The sequence below is a fragment of the Pseudomonas sp. NMS19W genome, from assembly GCF_051554255.1.
GTDB lineage: Bacteria > Pseudomonadota > Gammaproteobacteria > Pseudomonadales > Pseudomonadaceae > Aquipseudomonas > Aquipseudomonas kribbensis.
In genome coordinates this window covers 622872-634907 of record NZ_CP136718.1, presented here as the reverse complement: position 1 = coordinate 634907, position 12036 = coordinate 622872, and the positions used below count along the sequence as shown (strand labels likewise).

At 62.1% G+C, this 12036-nt stretch carries 12 protein-coding genes and 1 pseudogene; 2 read left to right on the top strand and 11 right to left on the bottom strand.

Annotation, left to right across the window (positions count from 1 at the left end; translation table 11 throughout):
* Positions 1-124: 124 nt before the first annotated feature.
* From R1A29_RS02735 to R1A29_RS02720, 4 genes are read right to left on the bottom strand one after another with little or no spacing between them, the layout of a single operon-like run.
* The gene (locus tag R1A29_RS02735; protein WP_085711244.1) at positions 125-682 is read right to left on the bottom strand and encodes a DUF4136 domain-containing protein; all 558 of its coding nucleotides are present in this window, start codon (positions 680-682) and stop codon (positions 125-127) included.
* A gap of 54 nt (positions 683-736) precedes the next feature.
* Complete coding sequence (locus tag R1A29_RS02730) at positions 737-1348, bottom strand: DUF4136 domain-containing protein (protein ID WP_085732749.1); 612 nt, start codon at positions 1346-1348, stop codon at positions 737-739.
* A 12-nt stretch (positions 1349-1360) separates the two neighbouring features.
* On the bottom strand, positions 1361-2110 hold the full coding sequence (locus tag R1A29_RS02725; protein WP_114881285.1) for a methyltransferase: 750 nt from the start codon (positions 2108-2110) through the stop codon (positions 1361-1363).
* A complete protein-coding gene (locus R1A29_RS02720; RefSeq protein WP_011332275.1) occupies positions 2110-2412 on the bottom strand; it encodes a MazG-like family protein in 303 nt (100 codons plus the stop codon). Before R1A29_RS02720 ends, R1A29_RS02725 begins: the two co-directional genes overlap by 1 nt.
* 145 nt (positions 2413-2557) lie before the next feature.
* Between R1A29_RS02720 and R1A29_RS02715 the strand changes: the two genes are divergently transcribed.
* Positions 2558-2851 (top strand): hypothetical protein, encoded by a 294-nt coding sequence (locus R1A29_RS02715; RefSeq protein ID WP_248738457.1) that lies wholly within the window; start codon positions 2558-2560, stop codon positions 2849-2851.
* A gap of 37 nt (positions 2852-2888) precedes the next feature.
* The gene (locus R1A29_RS02710) at positions 2889-4238 is read left to right on the top strand and encodes an MATE family efflux transporter (protein WP_438300586.1); all 1350 of its coding nucleotides are present in this window, start codon (positions 2889-2891) and stop codon (positions 4236-4238) included.
* Here R1A29_RS02710 and R1A29_RS02705 read toward each other — a convergent pair.
* From R1A29_RS02705 to R1A29_RS02675, 7 genes and pseudogenes are all read right to left on the bottom strand, one after another.
* Positions 4232-5107 carry an alpha/beta hydrolase gene (locus tag R1A29_RS02705; RefSeq protein WP_438300585.1) on the bottom strand — a complete coding sequence of 292 codons (876 nt, stop codon included), beginning with the start codon at positions 5105-5107 and terminating at the stop codon, positions 4232-4234. The two genes, R1A29_RS02710 and R1A29_RS02705, sit on opposite strands and share 7 nt — an antisense overlap.
* Before the next feature lie 17 nt (positions 5108-5124).
* On the bottom strand, positions 5125-5919 hold the full coding sequence (locus tag R1A29_RS02700; protein WP_438300584.1) for a DUF4123 domain-containing protein: 795 nt from the start codon (positions 5917-5919) through the stop codon (positions 5125-5127).
* Positions 5916-7258 (bottom strand): annotated as a pseudogene (locus R1A29_RS02695) (type VI secretion system Vgr family protein). Before R1A29_RS02695 ends, R1A29_RS02700 begins: the two are co-directional and overlap by 4 nt.
* A gap of 232 nt (positions 7259-7490) precedes the next feature.
* The gene (gene speA, locus R1A29_RS02690; RefSeq protein ID WP_114881280.1) at positions 7491-9404 is read right to left on the bottom strand and encodes an arginine decarboxylase; all 1914 of its coding nucleotides are present in this window, start codon (positions 9402-9404) and stop codon (positions 7491-7493) included.
* Between the two features lie 219 nt (positions 9405-9623).
* Complete coding sequence (locus tag R1A29_RS02685) at positions 9624-9995, bottom strand: translation initiation factor Sui1 (RefSeq protein WP_065260252.1); 372 nt, start codon at positions 9993-9995, stop codon at positions 9624-9626.
* Between the two features lie 187 nt (positions 9996-10182).
* Complete coding sequence (locus R1A29_RS02680) at positions 10183-10740, bottom strand: NUDIX hydrolase (RefSeq protein WP_438300583.1); 558 nt, start codon at positions 10738-10740, stop codon at positions 10183-10185.
* 3 nt (positions 10741-10743) lie between these two features.
* Complete coding sequence (locus R1A29_RS02675; RefSeq protein ID WP_085711234.1) at positions 10744-11811, bottom strand: DUF2333 family protein; 1068 nt, start codon at positions 11809-11811, stop codon at positions 10744-10746.
* Positions 11812-12036 lie beyond the last annotated feature (225 nt).

The window sequence follows — 12036 nt, the reverse complement described above, 5'->3', positions numbered from 1 at the left end:
CCGGGCGCAAGCTCCATTGGTGGATGTCAGTGTAGACCCGGCGCAACGACACTGCTGGCAACGCGCCAGCCGTGCGTGCGGAAAGAAAAACGGGAGCCCTTGGGCTCCCGTTCATGGCGCTCACCTAGCGCGGAGGGTAGTTCGACAGAATCCGCGTCACCGTTTCATGGATGGCGCTGCTGCGATCCGCCGGGTTCGGCGTGCGGCTGAGCATTTGCTCATCGCTGCCGCGCCACACCAGTTTGCCGTCCTTGCCGTCGAGCAGGTCGATCTGAATGGTCGCGACCTTGTAGGTGATGTTGCGGGTTTCGTTGTACATCGGTGCGCCCCAGTAACCGTTCCATGGGCCACCCCAACCACCGCCATAGTTGGTGGTGACCTGCTGCTGGCGATCCTCGACGATCAGGTAAGTCTGCACATTCAAGTCACCCTTGGTGCCCGCAGCGGCCGGACGCAGACCACGCTGGTCGAGTTGATCGGCGACGGACTGGCGAATCCGTTGTTCGGTCAGGTCGCTCTTGATCCGTGGATCGTCGGGGCGGTATTGCAGGGCGGGTTCTTTCCAGCTCCAGCTGCGGTAGGCGGCAAAGTCGCGGCTGGCGTCGAAGTCATGATTGACCTGGTTGGCGGCGCAGGCACTGAGCAGCGCGGCCATGGCCAGTAAAGCAAAACGGCGGAACATGGTTTTTCTCCGGTGGAAAACATGAACCTGAGGGAGCTTCCGGTTCACGGGAAGCTAACTGGGAGGATACGCCGACATGGCCTTTTCGACAGCCTCGCGGATCGCATCGGCCCGGTCGCTCTGGTTGCCCTGAGTGCCGGTTTCGGCGCTGGCACTCCAGACCGGCTGACCGGTGCCGGCGTCGAACAGGTCGACCCGCACCACCACGACCTGCTCCTGATAAGTACGGACAATCGGCACGGTGTTGTACATGCCGTAACCCCGGCCGTAACGGTCATAGCCACCGTATCCGCCGTAGTAACCGTAATCGTCCTGGACTTGGCGCAAGCGGGTTTCCAGACTCAGGTTGGCGCTGACAAAAAGGTCCGCCGGGCGATTGTCGTGCAACGGGCGCAAGCCGCGTTGATCCAGTGCACTGCTGACGGCCTCGGCCACTTGCGCCGAATCCGCCCAGGCACTCCCCGGCGGCAGACGTCCGTTGAGCCACGCCCAACTGCGGTAGCGCCCGTAATCCCGTGGTGGCGCAGGATAAGCGCTGCGATCGAAAGTGGTCGCGGCTTGCGGTGGCGCCGGCGGCAACGGCCGTGACTGCGCCACATAAGGGTTGCTGCCCTGGCACGCGGCCAACCCCAGACAGATCAGCAATAACCCGGAATGACCTTTCATTTCATGCTCCGATCAGATCGGCCGGCAGATCCAGTGCAAGTAGCGCCCAAGCCCGGCGAAGCTTGGGTGACGACGGTGGGCGAGCTCCATCTCGAGCAAATCAATCAACTCGGCACGGGCCTGGAATTCCACCGGCATGTAATCGTGGAAAACCCGGATCCCGCTCTGGGTTTCGACCTGCCACAACCCTTCGAGTTGCGTGGCCAGTTCCCGTGGATCGAGCGGCTGCTGCGGGGTCAGGCTCTGCTTTTCGCCGGCCATGTCGTTCCTGCGCATTTTCTTGAAATGGCCTTTGAGCAGGTTGCGATAGACCAGCGCATCACGGTTGTAGAACGCCAGCGACAACCAGCCGCCGGGCTTGGTCAGCTGATGCAGCACCGGCAGGATCGCATGAGGTTCGGCGAGCCACTCGAGCACCGCATGGCAGATCACCACATCATAGGGTTCGGTGAGTTGCCCGAGCAGTTCCTGCCACGGCGCTTGAATGAACGTCGCCGTCTGCCCGGCCTCGGCGAAACGCTGACGCGCGCCTTCGAGCATCGGTTCAGCCGGCTCGGTAAAGGTCACCTCGTGCCCGCGCTCGGCCAGCCACAACGACATGTGACCCAGGCCGCCACCGATGTCCAGCACCCGCAACGGACGATCCGGCAGGGCTTCGGCAAGATCAGCCTGCAACACCGCGAGGCGGATCGCGCCTTTGGCGCCGCCGTAGATCTTTTCGGCGAAACGGGTCGCCAACTGATCGAAATGACGGTCGCTCATCAGCTGAACCGCCGTTCGCTGTCGGCGAGCTTGCTGCGCACCACTTCATTCATGTCCAGACCCAGCTCGCTGCACAGCAGCAACAGATAAAGGACGATGTCGCCGACTTCCTGGCCGGCGTGGGCCAGTTTGTCCGCCGGCAGTTCGCGGGACTGGTCTTCGGTCAGCCACTGGAAGATTTCCACCAGCTCGGACATTTCCACACTGGCGGCCATGGCCAGGTTTTTCGGGCTGTGAAATTGCCGCCAGTCATTGCGGTCGCGAATGGCGTGCAGGCGTTCGGTCAGTTCAACAAGGTTCATCGGGCTCTCCTGAAGGCGTATAGCTTCGGGGGGATGCTGCGCGAAGGCAAGGGGCAGCCACCACCCTGCAAACCCTCTATGCTTGCAGGGAACTCGGCCGCCCCCGGCGCGGCCCAAGGCTCAGCTCTTTCATCAGGATGCAAACATGCAGGTAGAAAGCTTTTTCGAATGGCTGGGCCAGGCGCTCGGCTCGATCATCCGCTTCATCGTCGATGGCCTGAGCGGTCTGTTCAATCTGTTGAGCCATGCCGGCGGCAACTTCGTCGACGGGCTGGCGAAGGCCCTGGGCATGGACACTTCGATCATCAGCATCATCGCGCTGATCGTCGGCCTGATGCTGCTATGGTCGGCGATCCGCGCCTTCATGAATGCGTCGATCATTGCCGGGATCATCTGGCTGCTGCTGGGGTTGTGGCTGCTGAGCTGGATCATTCACTGACACCTCCCGCTACAATGCCGCTCCCCAAGGAGCCCGCATGTCCAACCTGATCGCCGACTGGCGCGACCGCCCGACCCATCGCCGGGTCTGGGCCCTCGCCGCCCCCATGATCCTTTCCAATATTTCCGTGCCGCTGGTGGCGCTGGTCGACAGCACTGTCATCGGTCACCTGCCCCACGCCCATCAACTGGGCGCGGTGGCGGTCGGGGCCAGCCTTTACACCGTGCTGGCCTGGGCCATGGGTTTCCTGCGCATGGGCACCACCGGGTTCGCCGCGCAGGCGGCCGGGCGCAGCGATGGTGCGGCGCTGCGGCAGATCTTGCTGCAAGGTCTGTTGCTGGCGATGGGGCTGGCGTTGCTGCTGGGTGCCGTGGGGGTGCCGCTCAGTGGCGTCGCCCTGCACTTCATGCAGCCATCGCCGGAGCTCAATCAACTGACCCGCGATTTCTTCCACACCCGTCTGTTCGGCCTGCCGGCGGCGCTGGCCAGTTATGCGCTGGTCGGCTGGTTCCTCGGCACCCAGAACGCCCGGGCGCCGCTGGCGATTCTGCTGACCACCAACCTGATCAACATCGTGCTGAACCTGTGGTTCGTCATCGGTCTGGACTGGGGCGTGGTCGGTTCGGCCCGGGCCTCGGTGGTGGCCGAATGGTGCGGCGCCCTGCTCGGCCTGGCGCTCACCCGCAAGGCCTTGCGCGCTTACCCCGGGCATATCGTCTGGGCGGCATTGAAGGTATGGCAGAGCTGGCGGCCGCTGCTGGGGGTCAACCGCGACATCTTCATCCGCAGCCTGGCGCTGCAATCGGTGTTTTTCCTGATCACCGTACAAGGCGCACGGCTGGGTGACGCTACGGTCGCGGCCAATGCGCTGCTGCTCAACGGCCTGCTGCTGACCGCCCATGCGCTGGACGGTCTGGCCCACGCGGTCGAGGCCTTGTGCGGGCATGCCATTGGCGCCCGCGATCGCCTAGCGTTGCGTCGTTCGCTGGTGGTGGCCGGCGGCTGGTCGTTGCTGGCGAGCCTGGGTTTTGCTGCACTGTTTCTGTTCGCCGGGCATCTGTTCATCGAGATGCAGACCGATATTCAGAGCGTGCGCGAAACCGCGTTCATTTATCTGCCTTATCTCGCCGTGCTGCCGTTGATTGCGGTGTGGAGCTACTTGCTCGACGGCCTGTTCATCGGCGCCACCCGCGCCCGGGAAATGCGCAATGGCATGCTGTTGACGGTCGCTCTGCTGCTGCCGTTCGCCTGGGCATTGAGCGGGCTGGGCAATCACGGTCTGTGGATATCTTTCCTGCTGTTCATGGTGCTGCGCAGCCTGACCCTCGGCACATTGGCCTGGCGACTGCGGCGCGACGACGGCTGGTTTGCCGGCGCCGCTCACTGAGGCGGCGTGTGCCGGATGAAGGCGACAACCTGATCCAGTACCGGTGCCAACCAACGTAATGGCCGAGACATTGTCGCCACCAGCGTCGCGTGGTTGGGCCGGGCATAGTACAGATCCTGTACCGGCACGCCGGCCTCGCGCAGCTTTCGCGCCAGGCCGCCGGTATTTCGGGTCGGATCAACCAGACTGTCGCGGCTCGCGGCAATCAACAGTGCCGGTGGCGCGCCATGGCTGACATGCCGGATCGGCTGCGATTGCGGCGGTGAGTCCGGCCAGAAAAACACCGGGCGCACCTCGGGATTCTTGATCGGCAGAAAGTCGTAAGGCCCGGCCAGACCGATCCAGCCACTCAGGTCTGCCGGGGACATTCCGACCGCGCCCAGCAGGCGCGAATCCAGTGCCAGCATCGATGCGTTGTAGGCCCCGGAGCTGTGCCCCATCAGGTACAGGCGCCGAGGGTTGCCGGAATATTCATGGATATGGGCCTTCGTCCAAGCGACGGCGCGAGCCCCGTCTTCAAGAAACAGCGGATAACGCACCTGCGGGTACAACCGGTAATCCGCCAGCACCGCCACGATGCCCCGAGAAGCCAGGGCCTCGCCGACAAAGCCGTAATCCCCTCGTTCGCCACTGTTCCAACTGCCGCCATAGAAAAACACCACCACCGGAGTGTCCTTGAGTGGATGACGCGGCACGTAGACATCGAGCTTCTGACGCGGCTCTTCTCCGTAGGCGATGCCTGCGGTTTTGCTGAAGCTGTCCTCCGGGGTCAGTGCGTTGAGCATCTTCAGCGGCGAACAACCACCGAGAATCAACAGCAGTAATCCTGCCGGCAACGCACTGAACCAACCTCGTAAACAATGGACCATGTGCGCGAAACCTCGTGTCAGGGCGGGTTGTTCTGCCAGCGCCGGCGTACATGATCGAGCCGTGCCCGCTGGGTCAGCCCCGGTGGCGGCTGCACCAGAACAGCCCGTGGATGTTGCAAGCGTAGCCACAACCAGTCGTCCAGGACGGCACGCTCGCTGAATCCCAATGACAAACCCTGCTCGAACCAGGTGGACAAGGAGGCGTAATCGGCTCCTGTCGCCTGACTCCAGCGCCAGACATGCTGATCCAGCAGGCAGCGATGCAAGCGTTCGCGCTGACGCCGGGTCAACCCCTGTTCGATCGGCAACGGCTCGACGGCCAGCCCCGGATTGCTCAGTTGCTGCCATCCCTGGCTGCCGCTCGCCCGATCGGCCCACGTGCCGCCGAACCAACGCAGCCAGTTGATCGGCCCAAGCCATTGACTCAACTGGCGAGCGTCACAGGCGTCGAAAAAGTAACTAGCGGTCTGGCCGTTGTAGTAGTTGAGCAGCGCCCGATGATTCAGGCCGACCGTGACCGTCAGCATCCGCTGCAAATGGTCACGCAACACTTCGCTCGAAGCCCTGCTGCCCAGCAACAGTCCGCACCAGGTTTTTGGATCGGTATGGCTCAGTGCCGACAGTACCGGCGTTTCACGCAGATCGATCAACAAGGGTCCCTGCTCGCTCACGGGTTGAAACTCCGTACCGTCAAACAGCTTTATGCCCGTTACACCGGAAAACCCCTGAAGCAACATACTCATTGCCTGCGGTGCCTGCACGACATCCAGCAAAAGCCATTGCGCACTTTGCCCCGGCGCGTTGCCGCTCATCGTCCAGCGCCAGGGCTGAGACCGGCGGCCAGTCGGCAACTGCACACCGACGCCCGGCAGTGCCGGTAACTGCCACCGCCCGGCATCAGGCACAACAGCAACAGGGGTTCGCCGTTGAACAGCCATTGCGCCAGTCCTTCGCTTTCCAGCGACTCGGGGAGTGACGGGGGTTCGTCAATCTCCAGGCATTCGGCGGTTAGAGAAGGCTGCAGAACGCCACTGATTACCGGTTGCTCCGGATCGCCCTCGAGGAAACTCACCACCACTTCGACGCCTTCACACAATGATGTCAGCGCCGTATCCGCCAACGCGGGAGCCAGAGGCAGCCAACAGTGGGCGGGCGCAGCGCCCTCGCCCTGATAAAGCCAGTCGAACTGAACCGCAACGGGCCGCGAACGGTCAGGTTGCGGCTCATCGACCGTCACGACCCAGGCCCGTTGCAGACTGCTCATCCGCAACGCCGCAGGTTCATCGAGCGGTACACTGATCTGCAAATGATCGGCGGCATGAAGACGGTTGCTGTAGGAGGGTTCGAGCATCTGATCGGCGCGATGCTCGATGCGGGTCAGCAGCCAGTGTGTGCCGCACGCTGTGAACGGTGGTGGTGACAGGCTCAGCCATTGGCCGCAACGCAGGGTCGGCACATCGGAATGGCCCTGCGCCGTTCGAACCCGTCGGGTCTGTTCTGCGCCCCCCGGACCTGCTCCTGGGTCAGCCAGCGACGCACCGCTGGCGTCCGCCCCTCAACGTCGAATCGCACTGCCCCGGACTGTGGCAGCAGCGCCGGATCGTCGCCAAACACCAGGCAGTGGCTGTCCTGTCCGTGCTCGAAGTGATAGTGAATCCGTGCCTGCGCACACAAGCGCTGTACCAGTTGCAGATCCGATTCGCCGTATTGGGTGCAGAACGTCCGGGCCGGATGTTCGGCCTGCAACCGGAACCGCCGCTGAGAGCCAGTGACCCCATGTTCCCTGAGCACCTGGTCCAGAATCTGCGGAACGGAGCGGCCACTGAAAATTCGCTGGCTATGGCGCAGCGCCAGACAGCTCAAGCGGGGCCCCAGCCGTGCCCGACAAAGCCTGGCTCCATGGCTGTGCTCATGCTGGACAAGTCCCTGCAACTGACCGTGCACATTGTTTCCCGAGGGTCCGAAAGACAGACGTGCCGAGCGATACAGCAAACCGGCAAGGTCAAGATGAGGGTCCTCGATCAACAGATCGATTTCGAACGCAAAAGGCTCGCTGATGGCCTCGCACCCGGTAAAGGCCAGGACTTCGAACGGGGCGGACAGACCCGCAACATCGAGGCGAAACGACGGTTCGTCGGCTGGATCGAACATGGGTGACTCTCTACAGGAGGGGCGGGCGGGGATTCTCGCCGAGAGCCTTGGCCGAGTAGAGAGCCGAAGTACAAATTAGGAAATGACCTACGCGAAAAGAAGACGACATCACTTTTCTCGTGAGGACGACAGTCAATTCGCAAGTCAAAAAAGAGAAGTCTCACCAGGTCATCTGAAACTTCCACTTCGCGCGGAACAATTTCAGACAACCTGATGGATTCGGAACCTGTCGTCAGGAAGACAGGTAGGAGGAACGGGTCAGGCCCAGGCGCAATGCATCGAGGAACTGCGTACGCTCGCTGGCGCTGATGCGGGCACTGGCGCACTTGTCGCGGTAGTGGGTCATCAGTTCTTCCGGCGACAGGTGCACGTAGCGCAGCATGTCTTCGATGGTGTCGTGGGTCTCGATCCCGGCGTGGTACACGCTGCCGTCGGCGTTCTGGTAGATGTTCACCGAGTCGGTGTCACCGAACAGGTTGTGCATGTCGCCGAGGATTTCCTGATAGGCGCCGACCAGGAACACGCCCAGCAGGTAGTCTTCACCTTCGTTCAGCCCGTGCACCGGCAGGCTGGTCTCGATGCTCTGCTCGTCGACGTACTGATTGATCTTGCCGTCGGAGTCGCAGGTCAGGTCTTGCAGTACCGCACGACGCAACGGCTCTTCGTCGAGACGGTGCAGCGGGATGATCGGCAGCACCTGATCGATCGCCCAGGTGTCCGGCAGGCTCTGGAATACCGAGAAGTTGCAGATGTACTTGTCGGCCAGCTTGTCGTTGAGTTCGTCCAGAACCTGACGGTGCGAACGCTGACGCGCCTTCAGCGAGTTGTGCAGACGACGGCACACGGCGAAGTAGCACTGCTCGGCCAGGGCTTTCTCGGCCAGGGTCAGCTTGCCGTCGGCGTACTGGGCCGCCACGTCGCTCATGTAGTGGGTGGCGCGCCAGTAGGTTTCGGTGACCATTTCAATGTCGGTCGGGCCGAGCAGGTCGACCAGCCACTGCACGGTTTCCGGCAGCGCTTCCTTGTTCTCGATCTGCGGCACGTCGTCGTTGTGTTTCTCGACGTCGGTCACCTGCACCACCAGCATCGCGTGGTGCGCGGTCAGCGAACGGCCGCTCTCGGAGAAAATGTGCGGATGCGGCAGGCTCTGCGCATCGCAGAACTCCTTGAGCATGCCGACCACGACACCGGCGTAGTCATCCATGTCGTAGTTGATCGAACTGGCATTGCGCGAGTGGGTACCGTCGTAGTCCACACCCAGACCGCCACCGACGTCGATGTGATCGACCGGCAGACCGAGGTTGCGCAACTCACCGTAGTAACGGATCGCTTCCTTGAAGCCGTGCTGGTAGTCGGCCAGGTTGGCAATCTGCGAACCCATGTGGAAGTGCAGCAGACGGATGCCCTGATCCAGACCCGCCGCGCGGAAACGCTCGACCACCGACAGCAGTTGCGCGGCCGACAGACCGAACTTGGATTTCTCGCCACCGGTGTCCGCCCACTTCGACGAGGCCAGCGACGACAGACGCACGCGCAGGCCGACCTGCGGCTTGACCCGCAGCGAGGCAGCTTCTTCGATCACCAGACCGACTTCGGATTCTTTCTCGATCACGATGAACACGTTGTGGCCGAGCTTCTGGCCCATCAGCGCCAGACGGATGAACTCGCGGTCCTTGTAACCGTTGCAGACGATGGTGCCGCCCTTCGGCGCCAGCGCCAGTACCGCCAGCAGCTCAGGCTTGGAGCCGGCTTCCAGACCGATGGAGACGTTCTGGGTGGCGATGATGTTTTCGATCACCGCTTCCTGCTGGTTGACCTTGATCGGGTACAGCGCGGTGTATTTGCTCTGGTATTCCAGACGCTCGATGTTCGAGTCGAAAGCACCGGTCAGCTGACGCACGCGGTCTTGCAGAATGTCGGGGAAACGCACCAGCAGCGGCAACGACAGGCCGCTCTTGCGCAACTGGTCGACTTGTTCGAACAGATCGATAGGCGAGCTGCTCGGGCCGTTCGGACGAACTTCGACGCGACCGGCGTCATTGATCGCGAAATACCCGGCCCCCCAATGGCGAATCCCGTAAACACTGCGGCTGTCCGCAACTGTCCATTGGCTGCCATCGTCTTTGCGTGTGCGTCGTACGGACATCGAAGTCCCCTATAAAGAAGTCATAGTGCGTCGCCTGATTGCAGGCCGGCGCAGTCTAAAGAATGAAAATGACGGTTCGTCAGCGGGGCGGTAGACCGCGCTGACAGCGTTGAGTTTAGAAACCGGTCATGAACAGGCTCTGTGAAAACCATGGAGACGACGCCGGGACTGATGACGATCAGTGCCGGATCCAGCCGCAGGTGGTTTTCACAGAGGCTGCTAGCCGCCGGACTTCTTCGCCTTGAAACCGTGCTTGACCAACTCGGCCAAGAGTAGCTCGACATGATCGCCCTGGATCTCGATGACCCCGTCTTTCAACGCACCGCCGGTGCCGCAACGTTTCTTCAACGTTGTCGCCAGCTCTTTGAGTGCGTCTTCGGCCAGGGGCACGCCGGTGATGGTGGTCACCGTCTTGCCGCCACGACCCTTGCTCTCGCGGCGCACGCGAGCAATGCCGTCGCCGGCCGGGATCACGGTTTGTCTGCAGATACAGGCGTCCACCGGCTTACTGCATTCCGGGCAATGACGACCTGCGTCGGTGGAAAATACCAGGCCGCCCAGGGCGGCGAAGGATGCGGCTTTTTTGGCCACCGGCAATCCTCTCGGGAGGACAAAGACTGATCGCAGCCTTGGGCAAGGCTATCGACCGCGAAGCCCCACTCAGGCAGGGGCAGCGCTACTGCACCGGTTGCTCCTGTAAAGCAGGCCGGCACAGCTTGAAAAGGTCGCGCAGTGTAACGGCAAAAACGCCGATTGCTAAGTGCCAATCGGCGCCAATTTATGAGTTCTTTGCGACGTCGCTTTGTTGAGCTTTCAGATAGCGTTTCAGCGCGGCCAGAGAGTCCGGGCAATAAGGCTTTTGCTCGATTTCCAGCATCACCTGATCGACCGGAATGAAGCGTGCTTCGAGCACCTCCTCCGGCTGCAGGATCAACGGCCCGTCCCACACGGCCGAGAACGCCGAACACCAAAGGCGATTGCCGGGGTCCTCGAAGAAGAAGTGGTCATGGGCGGTCAGTTCAACACCGCTCACTCCCAGCTCTTCTTCCAGCTCACGGGCCGCCGACTCGGCGTAGGTCTCGTTGGCCTGCACCATACCGCCGGCCGCCACATCCCAGTAGCCGGGATAAATGGCTTTGCTCAGGGTCCGCCGATGGACACAGAGTTCACCGGCAGAGTTGAACAGCATGATGTAGGTGCCGCGTCCAATCAGCCCGCGCTCACGCAGATCGGAACGGACGAGGGATCCGAGCAGGTTGTCCTGCTCGTCGACCCAGGCGATCTGTTCGGCGTCCGAGGCGGCGCGATGGGCCGCCTCTCTGGCGTTGTCGCTCATGACTCAGCCCTGGTTGAGCAGTTGACGAAGATCGATCACGGCGGCGTTGGCCCGGGAAATATAGTTGGCCATCACCAGCGAGTGGTTGGCCAGAATGCCGAAACCGCTGCCGTTGAGAATCATCGGGCTCCAGACGGTTTCCTGGGAAGCCTCCAGCTCACGGATGATCTGGCGCACGCTGACCGTGGCGTTCTTCTTCGCCAGCACGTCGGCGAAGTCGACTTCGATGGCGCGCAGCAGGTGCGACAGCGCCCAGGCCTGGCCGCGGGCTTCATAGAACACGTTGTCGATCTGCATCCACGGGGTCTCGACGACTTCCTCGTCGACCTGCGGCACTTCACCCACCGCCGGGACTTCGGTTTTCAGCGCTGTATTCAGTTTGACCCGGCCGACACTGGCCGACAGTCGTTGCGACAGCGAACCAAGACGCGTACCGACGTCGCCCAGCCAGTTGTTCAGGTTGTCGGCGCGGGCGTAGAACAAGGCGTTTTTCTGGGTCGGGTCAGACAGGCGCGCCTGATAACGGCTCAGGGAGTTGATGCCTTCCTGGTATTCCGACTCGCTGGACGGCAGGATCCAGCTCTTGTTGTCGAAGTTGAAGCGCGGTTCGGCCTTGGCCAGATCAGCGTCTTCAGCCGATTGCGACTGCGAGCGGGCGAAGTCCTTGCGCAAGGCACGGGTCAGGTCACGCACCTGGACCAGCACGCCATATTCCCAGCTCGGCATGTTGTCCATCCACAGGCCCGGCGGGAAGCGGTCGTTGGAAATGTAGCCGCCCGGTTTGTTCAGCAGGGTGCCGGCGACAGTCTTGAGGGTTTCGACGGTGGTGTAGCCGACCACCATCTGCTTGCCTTCCTTCTCGGCGGCCAGCTGGGCGTTCTGCGCCACGGGAAACAGGGCCGGCTCCTCGCTCCAGTACCAGCCCAGAGCGATGGTCACCAACAGGTAAATACCGACCAGCGTGGCCAGCGCGCGGCTGAACAACAGGCCGCCCACATAGCTGCGGGCGGCGGATTTCGGCTCGGCGGCACGTTCGGGCGCGCTGCCCGCGCGATTCTTCCAGTCCAGCATGGCGATATCCTTTCAATCTTGGGGTTCAACGGTTCGACAGCAACCATACAACAACGTGCCTCTGCCCCGCACCCGTGAATAATGACAGGCGGTGACGCTTCAGAACCGATTCCGGCAGCTAAGGGATTCCCTGATACGCCTCGCCCCGAAAAATCCTTGTCGACAGGAACGGAAAAAATCGTGAATTCCCGGATTTCAGCTTCTCGCCAACAGCAAAACCCGATC